This window comes from Caballeronia sp. LjRoot31, from assembly GCF_964253885.1.
GTDB lineage: Bacteria > Pseudomonadota > Gammaproteobacteria > Burkholderiales > Burkholderiaceae > Caballeronia.
This window is the reverse complement of the sequence record NZ_CAXURX020000001.1, coordinates 2,997,496-3,012,153: the sequence shown is the minus strand read 5'-3', so window position 1 is coordinate 3,012,153 and position 14,658 is coordinate 2,997,496. Positions and strand designations below refer to the sequence as shown.

15 protein-coding genes are annotated in these 14,658 nt (G+C 60.2%); all 15 read left to right on the top strand.

The genetic code is table 11. The features are described 5' to 3' along the window. Positions 1 to 19 precede the first annotated feature (19 nt). The 15 genes from fabG to pdxJ all read left to right on the top strand — a co-directional run bounded on the left by fabG (position 20) and on the right by pdxJ (position 14,626). Entirely contained in the window at positions 20 to 760 is a 741-nt protein-coding gene (gene fabG, locus ACSQ8V_RS13400) for a 3-oxoacyl-ACP reductase FabG (protein WP_213766797.1), read from the top strand. Positions 761 to 1,008: 248 nt separating this feature from the next. Continuing rightward, positions 1,009 to 1,248, top strand: coding sequence for an acyl carrier protein (gene acpP / locus ACSQ8V_RS13395; protein WP_004197638.1), 240 nt, complete (start codon positions 1,009 to 1,011; stop codon positions 1,246 to 1,248). 146 nt (positions 1,249 to 1,394) lie between these two features. Further along, positions 1,395 to 2,633, top strand: a complete 1,239-nt coding sequence (fabF, locus tag ACSQ8V_RS13390) for a beta-ketoacyl-ACP synthase II (protein WP_436182265.1) — start codon at positions 1,395 to 1,397, stop codon at positions 2,631 to 2,633. Between the two features lie 34 nt (positions 2,634 to 2,667). Continuing rightward, positions 2,668 to 3,162, top strand: a complete 495-nt coding sequence (locus ACSQ8V_RS13385; protein WP_436205997.1) for a hypothetical protein — start codon at positions 2,668 to 2,670, stop codon at positions 3,160 to 3,162. 95 nt (positions 3,163 to 3,257) lie between these two features. Beyond that, the gene (rpoE, locus tag ACSQ8V_RS13380; RefSeq protein WP_031363443.1) at positions 3,258 to 3,857 is read left to right on the top strand and encodes an RNA polymerase sigma factor RpoE; all 600 of its coding nucleotides are present in this window, start codon (positions 3,258 to 3,260) and stop codon (positions 3,855 to 3,857) included. Between the two features lie 80 nt (positions 3,858 to 3,937). Further along, positions 3,938 to 4,567, top strand: a complete 630-nt coding sequence (locus ACSQ8V_RS13375) for a sigma-E factor negative regulatory protein (RefSeq protein ID WP_436182263.1) — start codon at positions 3,938 to 3,940, stop codon at positions 4,565 to 4,567. 3 nt (positions 4,568 to 4,570) lie between these two features. Next, positions 4,571 to 5,614 carry a MucB/RseB C-terminal domain-containing protein gene (locus ACSQ8V_RS13370; protein ID WP_436205996.1) on the top strand — a complete coding sequence of 348 codons (1,044 nt, stop codon included), beginning with the start codon at positions 4,571 to 4,573 and terminating at the stop codon, positions 5,612 to 5,614. A gap of 19 nt (positions 5,615 to 5,633) precedes the next feature. Beyond that, positions 5,634 to 7,247, top strand: coding sequence for a DegQ family serine endoprotease (locus ACSQ8V_RS13365; RefSeq protein ID WP_436205995.1), 1,614 nt, complete (start codon positions 5,634 to 5,636; stop codon positions 7,245 to 7,247). Positions 7,248 to 7,252: 5 nt separating this feature from the next. Continuing rightward, on the top strand, positions 7,253 to 7,537 hold the full coding sequence (locus ACSQ8V_RS13360) for a glutaredoxin family protein (protein ID WP_436205994.1): 285 nt from the start codon (positions 7,253 to 7,255) through the stop codon (positions 7,535 to 7,537). Positions 7,538 to 7,668: 131 nt separating this feature from the next. Further along, the gene (gene lepA, locus ACSQ8V_RS13355) at positions 7,669 to 9,459 is read left to right on the top strand and encodes a translation elongation factor 4 (RefSeq protein WP_213766791.1); all 1,791 of its coding nucleotides are present in this window, start codon (positions 7,669 to 7,671) and stop codon (positions 9,457 to 9,459) included. 21 nt (positions 9,460 to 9,480) lie between these two features. After that, positions 9,481 to 10,374 carry a signal peptidase I gene (gene lepB / locus ACSQ8V_RS13350; RefSeq protein ID WP_436205993.1) on the top strand — a complete coding sequence of 298 codons (894 nt, stop codon included), beginning with the start codon at positions 9,481 to 9,483 and terminating at the stop codon, positions 10,372 to 10,374. A 212-nt stretch (positions 10,375 to 10,586) separates the two neighbouring features. Next, on the top strand, positions 10,587 to 11,948 hold the full coding sequence (gene rnc, locus ACSQ8V_RS13345) for a ribonuclease III (RefSeq protein WP_436205992.1): 1,362 nt from the start codon (positions 10,587 to 10,589) through the stop codon (positions 11,946 to 11,948). 107 nt (positions 11,949 to 12,055) lie between these two features. Beyond that, positions 12,056 to 12,955: a GTPase Era gene (era, locus tag ACSQ8V_RS13340; RefSeq protein WP_089159199.1), complete on the top strand. Its 900-nt coding sequence runs from the start codon at positions 12,056 to 12,058 to the stop codon at positions 12,953 to 12,955. Beyond that, positions 12,942 to 13,856 carry a DNA repair protein RecO gene (recO, locus tag ACSQ8V_RS13335; protein WP_436205991.1) on the top strand — a complete coding sequence of 305 codons (915 nt, stop codon included), beginning with the start codon at positions 12,942 to 12,944 and terminating at the stop codon, positions 13,854 to 13,856. Before era ends, recO begins: the two co-directional genes overlap by 14 nt. After that, on the top strand, positions 13,853 to 14,626 hold the full coding sequence (pdxJ, locus tag ACSQ8V_RS13330; RefSeq protein WP_213766787.1) for a pyridoxine 5'-phosphate synthase: 774 nt from the start codon (positions 13,853 to 13,855) through the stop codon (positions 14,624 to 14,626). The genes recO and pdxJ overlap by 4 nt, the downstream gene beginning before the upstream one ends. The last annotated feature ends 32 nt before the right edge of the window (positions 14,627 to 14,658 follow it).

Below are 14,658 nucleotides of genomic sequence, written 5' to 3'. Positions count from 1 at the left end.
ACCAAGGAACGGACGAAAGATGATTCTGGACAAGCACATAGTGGTCGTGACGGGCGCGTCGCGAGGTATCGGCCGGTCGATCGCGGTCGAACTCGCGCGCCAGGGCGCGACCGTGATTGGCACGGCGACCAGCGAAAGCGGCGCCGAAGGCATTACCGAAGCATTGAAAGAGTTTGGCGGACAAAGCCGTGGCGCTGTGCTGAACGTCACGGACGCGGCCGCGAGTGAGGCGTTTATCGACGGCGTGGTCAAGGAATTCGGCGGCCTCAACGTGCTGGTGAACAATGCCGGGATCACGAAAGATCAACTCGCGATGCGCATGAAGGACGACGAATTCGACGCCGTCATCGACACCAACCTGCGTGCCGTTTTCCGCCTCTCGCGCGCCGTGCTGCGGCCGATGATGAAAGCGCGCGGCGGCCGGATCATCAACATCACGTCGGTGGTGGCGTCGTCGGGCAACCCGGGGCAGGCCAACTACGCGGCCGCGAAGGCCGGCGTGGCAGGCATGACGCGGGCGCTGGCCCGTGAAATCGGCAGCCGCGGGATCACGGTGAATTGCATTGCGCCGGGTTTTATCGACACCGACATGACCAAGGTCCTGCCGGAAGCGCAGCGTGCGGCGCTCACAGCACAGATACCACTCGGCCGACTGGGCAGTCCGGAAGATATCGCTCATGCTGTGGCTTTCCTTGCTTCGCCGTACGCGGGGTACATCACGGGTACGACGCTCCACGTGAACGGCGGCATGTACATGTGACAGGCATTTCGTTAATATCCGCGCCTTGTGGCGGGTGCGCAAAGTGCTGATTTAAAGCACGGTGCGCGGGATGCGAAATTTGCTGTCAGAAGTGTTAAGCAGGAAAGGGCGCAGGAAAGGACGTGACAGGCATCAAAGGCATGTCACGCGCCAAACAAAGCTGATTTCGTGCGTGGGTATTTACGGGTACAAACCTGATAAAATGCGCGCACTTGTGTTTTTGAACTACATTTCCCTCGGAGGGCTGCATGGACAATATCGAACAGCGCGTGAAGAAGATCGTCGCCGAACAACTGGGCGTCGCCGAAGCTGAAATCAAGAACGAAGCTTCGTTCGTCAACGATCTGGGCGCTGACTCGCTCGACACCGTCGAACTCGTGATGGCTCTCGAAGACGAATTCGGCATGGAAATCCCTGACGAAGAAGCCGAGAAGATCACGACGGTTCAGCAAGCGATCGACTACGCTCGCGCCAACGTCAAGGCCTAAAGCCCGACGCGCAAGCTGCTTCTACACTATTCGGGGTTGACGCTCTGTCGCGATTCGAACCGATTTAACAGCCACAGGGCTCACAGGGCAATTTCCTGTGGATCTTGTGGCTTTTGCTTTTTGTCATTTATGGATAAGGGGTTACTGTGAGCCGTCGTCGTGTTGTTGTTACAGGCCTTGGGCTGATTTCGCCTGTCGGCAATACCGTTGCCGACGGCTGGGCCAATCTGGTCGCTGGCAAGTCGGGCATTGCCGAGATCACGAAGTTCGATGCCACGAACTTCTCCACGCGCTTTGCCGGCGAAGTCAAAGGCTTCAATGTCGAAGACTATATGCCGGCCAAGGAAGCGCGCCACATGGATACCTTTATCCATTACGGCATTGCTGCCGGTGTGCAAGCCATGCAGGACAGCGGACTGGAAATTACCGAGGAAAACTCGGAGCGCGTGGGTGTCGTGGTCGGTTCGGGCATCGGCGGCTTGCCGATGATCGAAATCACGCAAACGGAATTGCTGAATCGCGGCCCGCGCCGGATTTCGCCGTTTTTTGTACCGGCGTCGATCATCAACATGATCTCCGGCCATCTCTCGATCCGCTTCGGTTTGAAAGGACCGAATCTCGCCATCGTGACCGCCTGTACGACGGGGCTGCATTGCATCGGCGAAGGCTCGCGGCTGATCGAATACGGCGACGCCGACGTGATGATTTGCGGCGGTTCGGAAGCGACCGTATCGCCATTGGGTGTCGGCGGCTTCGCGGCTGCGCGCGCGTTGTCGCAGCGCAACGACGACCCGGCTACCGCCAGCCGTCCGTGGGACAAGGATCGGGACGGTTTTGTACTGGGCGAAGGCGCCGGCGTGATGGTGCTTGAAGAGTATGAGCACGCGAAGGCGCGCGGCGCGAAGATCTACGCCGAAGTCAGTGGCTACGGCATGAGCGGCGACGCGTATCACATGACCGCACCGCCGGAAGACGGCGACGGCGCCCGCCGCAGCATGCGCAATGCGTTGAAAAACGCCCAGGTCAATGCGGACGAGGTGCACTACCTGAACGCTCATGGCACATCCACGCAGCTCGGTGATCTGGCCGAGACCATCGGGATCAAGAATGCCTTCGGCGATCACGCGAAGAAGATCGTGGTGAATTCCACCAAATCGATGACCGGCCACCTGCTTGGCGGCGCCGGCGGACTGGAATCGGTCTTCACCGTGCTGGCGCTGCACCACCAGATATCGCCGCCCACCATGAATATCTTCAACCAGGACCCGCAATGCGACCTGGACTACTGCGCGAACGAAGCGCGGAACATGAAGATTGACGTGGCGCTGAAGAACTCGTTCGGTTTCGGCGGTACGAACGGCACGCTCGTTTTCAAGCGGCATTGAGCGGCGCGCGCCTGGTCGTCGGGGAAACGGGCGAATGACAAGCGCGCAGATTCTGTTGCCGGAGACGTCCTCTGACTCGTTCGCCGCGGACTTGCTCGCCGATTCCCCGCGCCGGCATACACTCCGTCCCTCGCTGTTCCTGTGGGGTGCTACCGCGGCATTCGTGGCGGTAGCGGCGGCATCGGTATTCCATTGCATGGCGGCTTACGCCGGACTGTTCAGCGGGTGCATAGCGGCTTTGACCGTGACTGTCGCGCTGACCACTGCGGCCTTGCGCGGCGAGCGGCGGCGCCCCGTCGCGTTCGAGATCGGACAAGATGGTTTGACCACATGGGATCGCGCGGGGAACGCGCAATACCGGCGTATTACAGGTTGCGCCCAGTGGAGCGACCGCTTGCTTGCCCTCATCCTGGTCCCGGCGAAAGGCCACCCAGCATCGTTTCTGGTGGCCGCCGACGCGCTCGCCAATGCCTCCGCGTTCCGCGAACTGGCCGTGCGCGCCCGGCGTTGCGCCCAGGAACATCTGTAACGCGTGTAACCGCCGGTCAGCATCCGGCGTGTTCCGGCGGCGTAACGCTACAATAGCCCTCCGCGTAGCACCCCCAAAGTTAACGGATTTCCCAGGTGAGCGAAAAAGAAATCGATCAGGTACTGGTCGAACGCGTGCAAAAGGGCGATAAAGCAGCGTTCGAGCTACTGGTCGCCAAATATCAGCGCAAAATCATCCGGCTTATCTCCCGTCTCGTGCGGGATCCCGCCGAGGTTGAGGACGTCGCGCAGGACGCCTTTATCAAGGCTTATCGCGCGTTGCCGCAATTTCGCGGAGAATCGGCGTTTTATACTTGGCTTTACCGGATTGCGGTCAACACCGCGAAGAACTACCTTGCCACTCAGAGCCGTCGTGCTCCAACTTCTACCGAAGCTGATGCAGAAGAAGCGGAAACTTTCTCCGATGCAGACCAACTAAGGGATATCAACACGCCTGAGTCGATGTTGATGAGCAAGCAGATCGCACAGACGGTCAATGCTGCAATGGCGGTTTTACCGGAAGAGTTGCGCACCGCCATTACTCTTCGTGAGATTGAAGGTCTGAGCTACGAGGAAATTGCCGAGATGATGAATTGTCCAATTGGGACCGTCAGATCAAGAATTTTTCGTGCTCGCGAAGCCATTGCGGCAAAATTGCGTCCGTTGCTGGACACTCCCGAAGGCAAGCGCTGGTAACAGCGAGGTTGCGCGGGGCAGGGACGCGGTATCTGAGTCAGGTAGTGTCACTACGGGGTGCAGTCAAGATGGGGAGCATCATGGGGTCGGTTTCGGTGCAATCGCAAGCTAGCTCGCGAGGCGAGCGTCTGTCCGCTTTTGTCGACGGTGAATCGTTCGACGGTTCGGGCGACATCAGTCAGTTTCTTTCCGGGTTTACGCAGAAGGATCGCGCGGCGTGGTCGGATTTCCACTTGATCGGCGACGCCCTGCGTTCCGACGATCTCGCGGCGAGTCCTGCAGCCAGCAGCGCGTTCATGAACGCGTTCTCGGCGCGCTTCGAGGCGGAAGCGCATGTATTCGCGCCCGCGGCCATTCCGGCGGTCTCTACGGAACGCCTGCGTTCACGGCTGTTCCGCCGCCGCGTAGTACCGGCTTTCGCCGTCGCGGCTGCCGCAGCCACGCTGACGTGGATCGTCGTGCCGCAATTGCAGGGCGTGGACGGCCACAACGGCGCGCAGATGGCGTCCTTGTCGTCGGATCATGTGCAGCGCGTGGCCATGGCTTCCATGCCTGCCGCCAGCACGCGTTCACCGGTTGTCGAAGCGAATATCATTCGCGACGCGAGCCTGGATCAGTATCTCGAAGCGCATCAGCAATTCTCCCAACAGCCCGTCATGCCGGGCTCGATGCCTTTGATTCGCACTGCGGCTACCAGCCAAGGCCAATAACTGATGCAACGTGTGCGGTTGAAGAAAACGACTCATTGGGGGCGGTTGCCGGCGTTGATGTTCTGCGCAGCCGCGTTGTTATCCGCGGCATCGAGTGCTTTTGCGCAAGGCGACGATTCTGCCGCCGCGCGCAAGTCCGCTGCGGAACTGCTCAACCGGATTCACGACGCCGCACAGCAGCAGAACTACGAGGGCACCTTCGTCTACCAGCGTGGGACAACGGTGCAATCGTCGCGGATTACCCATTCGGCGGCGCGCAGCGACGGTGAGTTCGAGTCGCTGGAAAGTCTGGACGGCGCGCCTCGCAAGATGCTTCGCCACGACGACGACATGTACACGTTCGTACCCGAACGGCATTTGGTGATCGTCGAAAAACGTCTGAACAAGGACGCGTTCCCGTCGTTGCTGACAACGAGCAGCGAGCAGGTCCTGACGGTGTATGAGCCCAAAATGCTGGGTCCGGACCGTGTAGCCGGGATCGACAGCCAGGTGATCGAGCTCGATCCGAAAGACGCCTTGCGCTTTGCCTACAAGCTCTGGGCCGATTCGAAAACCGGTCTTCTGCTGCGCGCGCAGACGCTTGGGCCCGACGGTCAGGTGCTTGAACAGCTTTCATTCTCGCAAGTACAGATTGGCGGGTCCGTGGACCGCGCTGCCATTGCGAACGGGATCAAGAACATAGGCGGGTGGACGGTCGTGCGTCCGCCGGTTGAGCCTGTCGATATGGAAGCGCAGGGCTGGAAAATAACGCCTGCCGTGGCGGGTTTCCGCGAGATTCGCGAATTGCGCCGGCCGATGGCGTCGCGTGAACAGGGCCAGCCGCCCATTCCCGTCGATCAGGCTGTTTTCTCTGACGGACTGGCTGCAATCTCGATTTTTGTCGAGCCGGTGGAAAAAAATTCGCGCAAGGAAGGGGCTGGAGACAGCGGTGCTACACACGTGTTGGTCAAGCGCCGCGGGGATTTCTGGATTACCTTGCTCGGCGAAGTGCCCCAGGCCACGTTGCAGCAATTTGCTTCTGCCATAGAATACAAGCCTTCCAAGTAATTCCTCGGCCCACCACGATATGAGCAATCTCTCGCTGCGCACCTATTTCGCGGCCGCGGCGCTTGCCGCATGCCTGCCGCTCGCGACCTTCGCGGCCACAGCAGCGGCGCCCGCGTCGGCGCCGGCCGCCACACCGGTCGCGGTGCCGGGAGTGAATTTGCCCGACTTCACCACACTCGTCGATAAAGTGGGTCCGTCGGTCGTCAATATTCGTACGACAACCCGCGTCAGCAGCAGTAGCAGCGATCTGCATGGCTTGCCGCCCGGCATGGACGACGGCGACATGTCGGAGTTCTTCCGCCGTTTCTTCGGTATTCCGATGCCAGGCACGCCGCGCGGCGGCGGTGGAAGCGGTGGCGGTAATGGTGGTGGTAGCGGCGGAAGCGGAGGCGGCGACCAGGGTGGCGACAGCGGCGGCAGCCAGGGTAATCGTAGTGCACCGCAGGACAGCCCTGACAATCAGGACAATTCGGAGCAGAGTAGCGGCGTGGGCTCGGGTTTCATCATGTCGGCCGATGGTTACGTGATGACCAATGCCCACGTGGTCGACGACGCGGACACCATCTACGTCACGCTCACGGACAAGCGCGAATTCAAGGCGAAGCTGATCGGTGTCGATGAGCGCACGGACGTGGCGGTCGTCAAGATCCAGGCGACGAGCCTGCCGGCCATTACCATCGGCGATTCGAACAAGGTACGTGTCGGCGAATGGGTGCTGGCAATCGGTTCGCCGTTCGGGCTCGACAACACGGTGACGGCGGGTATCGTCAGCGCGAAGGGGCGTGACACGGGTGACTATCTGCCGTTTATCCAGACCGATGTCGCGGTGAATCCGGGCAATTCGGGTGGTCCGCTGATCAACATGGCGGGCGAGGTGATCGGCATCAACTCGCAGATCTACAGCCGTACGGGCGGCTTCATGGGAATTTCGTTCGCGATTCCTATCGATGAAGCCATGCGCGTCGCCGATCAACTGAAGACGACGGGCAAGGTCACGCGCGGCCGCATTGCCGTGGCGATCGGCGAGGTCACGAAGGAAGTGGCGGATTCGCTTGGGCTTCCGAAGGCGCAGGGTGCGCTGGTGAGCAGCGTGGAAGCGGGCGGCCCGGCCGACAAGGCCGGTATCCAGCCGGGCGACATCATCCTAAAGTACAACGGCCACGACGTGGCCACGGCGACGGACCTGCCGCGCATGGTCGGTGACACGAAGCCGGGCACGAAGGCGACGATCACCGTATGGCGCAAGGGCGAGTCGCGCGATCTGCCGATCACCATCGCGGAAATGCAGCCGGACAAGGTCGCGAAGGCCGAGACCAAGAAGACGCCGCCGCCGAAGGCGAGCGCGAGCAACACGCTCGGCATTGCGGTGAGCGACATTCCGGCTGACCAGAAGAAGGCGCTGAAACTCACGAACGGCGTGATGGTGGACGCGGTGGAGGGTCCGGCGGCGCGTGCCGGCTTCCAGAAGGGCGACATCATCCTGCGGATCGGCGATACGGATATCACGAGCGCGAAGCAATTCGACGCGGTCGCGCAAAACGTCGACCCGAGCAAGATGGTCGCGGTGCTGGTGCGTCGTGGGGACAACACGCAGTTCGTGCCGTTGCGCCCGCGTGCGCCGGCGCAGAAATAAGCACGATGAGCGCGCTTAAGCTTTATGGGCGCGCGTGGTGCCACCTGTGCGAAGACTTGCGCGCCGGGCTTGAGCCGATTGCGGCTGAGTTCGGCGTCGCGATCGAGTGGATCGATATCGACGCCGATCCTGAGCTCGAAGCGTTATACGACGAACTCGTTCCCGTTCTGGTGCTGGATGGCGTGGAGTTATGCCATTACCGGCTGGACGAAACGCGTGTGCGGGATGCCCTTCAAAGTACGCACCCAAGCACGCTTTCAACCGCGCCTGGCACGCGCCTAAGTCCCTGAGCAATCGGACCTTTCCCGTAAAATCCGCCGTCGGCCCGCCTTTTCGGCTAAAATAGACAGGTTTTTCACCCCCATTTTCAAGGCGTGCTCCGCGTTTGTCTGGGCGCGCCTTTTTGCTTGATCGGCACTGAATGAATCATATTCGTAACTTCTCGATCATTGCGCACATCGACCACGGCAAGTCGACGCTGGCCGATCGCATCATCCAGTTGTGCGGCGGCTTGTCCGACCGCGAGATGGACGCGCAGGTGCTCGACTCCATGGATCTCGAGCGCGAACGCGGCATCACCATCAAGGCGCAAACTGCGGCACTGAGCTACAAAGCGCTCGACGGTCAGGTCTACAACCTGAATCTCATCGACACCCCGGGCCACGTCGACTTCTCGTACGAGGTCAGCCGCTCGCTGTCCGCTTGCGAAGGCGCGCTGCTCGTGGTCGACGCCAGCCAGGGCGTGGAAGCGCAGACGGTCGCCAATTGCTACATGGCGATCGAACTGGGCGTGGAAGTCGTGCCGGTCCTGAACAAGATCGACCTGCCCGCGGCAGACCCCGAGAACGCAATTTCAGAAATCGAAGATGTGATCGGCATTGATGCAACCGATGCCGCGCGTTGCAGCGCGAAGACCGGCCTCGGCGTGACCGACGTGCTCGAGGCGCTGATTGCCAAAGTGCCGCCGCCGAAGGGCGATCCGGACGCACCGTTGCAGGCGCTGATTATCGATTCATGGTTCGATAATTACGTCGGCGTGGTCATGCTCGTGCGCATCAAGAACGGCACGCTGCGCCCGAAGGAAAAGATCAAGATGATGGCGTCCGGCGCGGTTTATCCGGTCGAAAGTCTCGGCGTGTTCGCGCCGAAAGCCACGAATCTCGCGTCGCTGTCGGCGGGGCAGGTGGGCTTCATCATCGCGGGCATCAAGGAATTGCAGGCGGCGAAAGTCGGCGATACGGTCACCACCGTCGCGCGCCCGGCCGAAACGCCGCTGCCAGGTTTCAAGGAAGTGAAGCCGCAAGTGTTCGCGGGTTTGTATCCGATCGAAGCGAATCAGTACGACGCACTGCGTGAATCGCTGGAAAAACTGAAGCTGAACGACTCCTCGCTGCAATACGAGCCCGAAGTGTCGCAAGCACTGGGTTTCGGTTTCCGATGCGGCTTTCTCGGTCTACTGCACATGGAGATCGTGCAGGAACGGCTGGAACGCGAGTTCGACATGGACCTCATCACCACGGCCCCGACCGTGGTGTACGAAGTCGTGAAGCGCGATGGCACGCTGATTCAGGTCGAGAACCCGGCCAAGATGCCGGAGCCTTCGTACATTGAAGAAGTGCGCGAGCCGATCGTGACCGTGAACCTGTACATGCCGCAGGAATATGTGGGCGCGGTGATCACGCTTTGCACGAACAAGCGCGGTTCGCAGATCAACATGCTGTATCACGGGCGTCAGGTTCAACTCACCTACGAAATCCCGATGGCGGAAATCGTGCTGGACTTCTTCGACCGGCTGAAGTCCACGTCGCGTGGTTATGCGTCCATGGACTATGAGTTCAAGGAATATCGCGCGTCGGATGTGGTGAAGGTCGACATGCTGATCAATGGCGATAAAGTCGACGCGTTGTCGGTGATCGTGCACCGGTCGCAAAGCCAGCATCGCGGGCGCGAAGTGGCGTCGAAGATGCGCGAACTGATTCCACGGCAAATGTACGACGTGGCAATCCAGGCAACTATTGGCGCGAACATTATCGCGCGCGAAAACATTAAAGCATTGCGTAAGAACGTTCTGGCAAAGTGCTACGGCGGCGATATCTCGCGAAAGAAAAAGCTTCTGGAAAAGCAGAAGGCCGGCAAGAAGCGCATGAAGCAAGTCGGTTCGGTCGAGATTCCGCAAGAAGCTTTCCTTGCGATTCTTCGCGTCGAAGATTAATAAAACAACCGGAAACGATTGATGAATTTTGCGTTGATTCTTTTGGTGCTCGTCATCGTGACGGGGATTGCGTGGGTGTTCGACAAACTGGTGTTCGAGCCGAAACGGCGTCGCGCAGCAGACGCAGCGGTAGTGGAATTCGATCAGCAGCAGGCACGCCTTGAACCCCGTTTCGCCGACGAAAACGCGCCGCAAACGCGCGCTCGCCTGCGCGATGAAAAGCTCCGCCAGCCGTGGTACCTCGAATATTCCGCGAGCTTTTTTCCGGTGATCCTGGTGGTGTTCGTGGTGCGCTCGTTCGTAGTCGAACCATTCAAGATTCCGTCGGGATCCATGGTGCCTACGTTGCTGGTGGGCGATTTCATCCTCGTCAATAAATTCGAATATGGCCTGCGTTTGCCGATCAGCAATACCAAGCTGACTACCGGCACGCCGCTCAAGCGCGGTGACGTAGTCGTGTTCCGTTATCCGAAAGACGAGTCGGTGGATTACATCAAGCGCGTGATCGGCCTTCCCGGCGACACCGTTGCGTACCAGGACAAGAAGCTGACCATCAATGGCAAGCCGGTTCCGGAAACGTCATTGCCTGATTTCTTCGACGACGAACGCATTGGTTATGCAAAGCAGTTCGAAGAAGATCTCGATGGCCGCAAGAATGCGATCCTGAATAACGCGCAAGTGCCGCCGTTCGTCATTGGCGCCGACGACTTCCCGTTCCGCGACAACTGCAACTACAACGCTCAAGGCGTCATTTGCAAAGTGCCGGCGGGCAACTATTTCATGATGGGCGACAATCGCGATAACAGCGCAGACAGCCGTTATTGGGGCTTCGTGCCTGATGCGAATATTGTCGGGCGCGCATTCTTTATCTGGATGAACTTCAGCAGTTTGAAGCGCGTTGGGGTGTTCCATTGAAGCGCGGTTTTGATCAGCATCACCAGCAGTAATTTCGTTCGACAACTACGCCGCGTCATCGCGGCGTAGTTGTTATTGCAAGTCATGGTTGAGCCGCCTAGAAACAGCACGAAGAATCGCGGCTAACGTGTGCTTGTCGTGTCATTTTCCTTGCGGTTTTCTGGCCTTTCAGCCGGATTCGCCCCTCCCGGCGCCCGCGTTATACTCTGCCCATGCCCTCAACCCCGTTGGAAAGCCGGCTCCAGTACGAATTTCGCAATGCGGAATTGCTGCGCCAGGCGATGACCCACCGCAGTCACAGTGCCACGCACAATGAACGACTCGAATTTCTCGGAGATTCCGTTCTAAATTGCGTGGTGGCTGCGCTTTTGTTCCAACGATTCGCAAAACTCGACGAAGGCGACCTGTCTCGCGTCCGGGCAAATCTCGTCAAGCAGCAGTCGCTTTATGAGATTGCACAGGCACTCGACGTCTCGGAGGCGTTGCGGCTGGGCGAGGGCGAGTTGCGCAGCGGCGGCTTCCGGCGCCCGTCCATATTGGCTGACACGCTCGAAGCGATCTTCGGGGCGGTGTTTCTGGACGGTGGTTTTGATGCCGCGCTTCAGGTCATCAAGCGGCTCTACACGCCAATCCTCGATCACATCGATCCACGCACGATCGGTAAAGACGCGAAGACGCTGCTGCAGGAATATCTGCAGGGCCACAAGATTGCATTGCCGACCTATACGGTCGTGGCCACGCACGGCGCGGCGCATAACCAGCAATTCGAAGTGGAATGCACGGTGCCGAAGCTCGATGTGAAGGTATCGGGTTCCGGTGCGAGCCGGCGCGCGGCCGAACAGGCAGCGGCCAAGAAGGCGCTCGATGAGTTGGCTTCCGCCGCGCCGGCCATGACGGCGAAGCCGAAGCGCAAGGGATCGCGCGCGGCCAAGCTGGCGGAACTGGAAATCGTGCCGGGAGTGACGGGCGTGCAGGCGGCGCTCGACTTGCGTGCACCGGACCGTCGTGAACGCGCGCGTGCCGCTAGTAATAGCAATGGCGCTGGCCATGGCAGCAATACGCATAACGATCCCGAGCGTCCGGCCACCGCCCCATTCGCGGTGATTCGCGCATCGCATGTGGAACCATCGGCGGGTGCATTTGCCGGCGCGGAGAAAACCGAACGGGCGACGATTCATCGGGCGGAGAAGTCGGAGAAGGCCGAAAAAGCAGCGGCCGAGGTGCCCGCGGTCGGAAGCGAGGTGACGGACAAGCCATTGGTTACGCAGGTCGAATCCGCAGTGGATAAAGCTGTGCATAACCCGGTGGAAAAAAGCGCCTCGAAGGCAGATAGTGCAGGTGAAAAGGCGGTCGCGAAGCAAGCCGACAAACAGGCCGACAAGCCTGCTGCGAAAAGCGCCGACGCGTCCCCGGTAGAGAAGCCCGCAGCCCCCGCGCGTCAGCGTGAAGACGTGCCCGCCGCGCATTCTGCTACGGCATCGAAGGGCGCAGAGAACGTTGAAGCGAAGGTAGAAGCGCACCTTGAAGAAAGCGTCGATGAAACCGTCGTACGCGCCGCCGATACCGGCCATTGACGTAAGCCTTGAAGCCAGGCCTCCAAAGCTCACACGCTACCGATCAAAAGCATAATCCCGACGCCACGCGTCCCCACGAATTCACCGAATCTGCAGTCGCACACATTATGAACGCACCCACTCCCTCTGGTTTCCGCTGCGGCATGGTCGCGATCGTCGGTCGGCCGAACGTCGGCAAATCGACCTTGATGAACGCGCTCGTCGGGCAGAAAGTCAGCATCACGTCGCGCAAGGCGCAGACCACGCGCCACCGTATCACCGGCATTCATACGCTGGACGACGCGCAGTACATTTTCGTCGATACCCCCGGTTTCCAGACCAAGCACAGCGGCGCGCTGAATCGGTCGCTGAACCGCGCGGTGACGTCGACGCTGACGTCCGTCGATGCCATTCTGTTCGTGATCGAAGCGGGCCGTTTCGGTCCCGACGACCAGAAGGTGCTCGACCTGATTCCGAACGACACGCCGTGCCTGTTGATCGCGAACAAGCTGGATCACGTCAATGACAAAGCGACGTTATTTCCGTTCATGCAGAAGATGAGCGCGCTGCACGACTTCAAGGAAATCGTGCCGATGACCGCGAAGCATGCTGATGACATCACGCGCTTGATGACGGTCGTGAAGCCGTATTTGCCGGAAGGCTCGCCCATTTACGGTGAAGACGATCTCACCGATCGCAGCGAGCGTTTTCTCGCCGCCGAGATCCTGCGCGAGAAAGTGTTCCGCTGGACCGGCGACGAATTGCCGTACACGAGCACGGTGATGATCGATAAATGGGAAACCGAAGGCCGTTTGCGCCGCATTTTCGCGACCATTCTTGTGGAACGCGATACGCATAAGGCGATGATCATCGGCCAGAAGGGGGCGAAGCTGAAGCAGATCAGCACCGAAGCGCGCCAGGACATGGAACGGCTGTTCGATGGCCCCGTGTACCTTGAAACCTTCATCAAGGTGAAAAGCGGCTGGGCGGACAACGAAGCGGGACTACGCGCCTATGGGTACGAATGACGCGTGGATGACCCAGTCCTCCGACACAGAATCCGATCCGCTCGCCGACGATAACTTCAGCGCCGACGAGCCTTCAACGCCCGCGCCGAAAAGGCGCCGGACGGCGTCCGCGTCTGCAAAAGCCACGGCACCGAAAGAACCCAAAGAACCCAAAGCGCCAAGACCGCCGCGCGCCGCGCCACGCTCGGACTTTCGTATCGCGGAGCAGCCGTCGTTCGTGCTGCACAGCTATCCGTATCGCGAGACCAGTCTCGTGCTCGACGTATTTTCCCGCGATCACGGCCGCGTCGCGCTGGTCGCCAAGGGCGCCAAGCGGCCGCATTCTGCATTGCGCGGCGTGTTGCAAACTTTCCAGCCGCTGGGGTTATCGTGGACGGGGAAGGGCGAAGTCCGCACCTTGACGCAAGCCGAATGGGTCGGCGGCATGTTGCCTCTCGCCGGCGACGCGTTGTTATGCGGCTTTTACGTCAACGAATTGCTCGTCAAGTTTTGCGCCCGTGAAGACGCGCATCCGGCGTTGTTCAATCACTATGTGCTGACGTTGTCGCGTCTCGCGCATGGTGAGCCCGCGTTGCATGCGCTGCGCTCTTTCGAGCGCGTGCTGTTGCGCGAAACCGGTTACGCGATGGCGTTGAATAAAACCATCACACGCCAACCGGTTCTCGCCGATCAGAAATACGTCTTCGATCCCGAACGCGGTGTGCGCGACGCGTCGGACGATGTACCGTCGCAATGGCCGGTGATCGCCGGGCAAACCCTTCTCGACATGGAGAAGGACGACTACAGCCGCCCGCAGACGGCCGCGCAAAGCAAGACGTTGATGCGCTTTCTGCTGAACGTGTATCTTGGCGGCACGCCGCTCGCCACCCGTCAAATCCTGATCGACCTGCAAAATCTATGAGCTTCTTTCTCTCGTCGCCCGCGAACGTGATCGATCTGGGCGTCAACATCGATCACGTCGCCACGCTGCGCAACGCGCGCGGCACGCAGTACCCCGACCCAATCCGCGCCGCGCTGCAAGCCGAAGAAGCGGGCGCGGACGCCATCACGTTGCACTTGCGGGAAGATCGCCGGCATATTGTCGATGCCGACGTTCACGCGTTGCGTCCGCTGCTCAAAACGCGCATGAACCTTGAGTGCGCGGTGACGCAGGAAATGCTGGATATCGCGTGTGGCGTTCGTCCGCACGACGTGTGTCTCGTGCCGGAAAAGCGCCAGGAACTGACGACCGAAGGCGGGCTCGATGTCGCGGGCCAGTTCAACGCCGTGAAGGCCGCGTGCGAGCAGTTACGTCAGGCGGGTGCGCGGGTGTCGCTGTTTATCGACGCCGATGAAACGCAGATCCGCGCCGCGCATGAAGCCGGTGCACCGGTGATCGAATTGCATACCGGGTGTTATGCCGAAGCCCACGACGAAGCCACCCGCCAGAAGGAGTTCGAGCGCGTCGCACGCAGCGTCGATTTCGGCAATTCCTTGGGGCTAAAAGTGAACGCCGGGCACGGCCTGCATTACACGAATGTCCAGCCGATCGCGGCGTTGGAAGGCATCGTGGAATTGAATATCGGCCATGCGATCGTTGCGCACGCCATCTTCGCCGGCTGGGACAATGCGGTGCGCGAGATGAAGGCGATCATGGTGGCGTCGCGCCTCGCTGCCACAGCATCGCGATAAACGCGAGATAAACACTGACAACCCCAACTCAG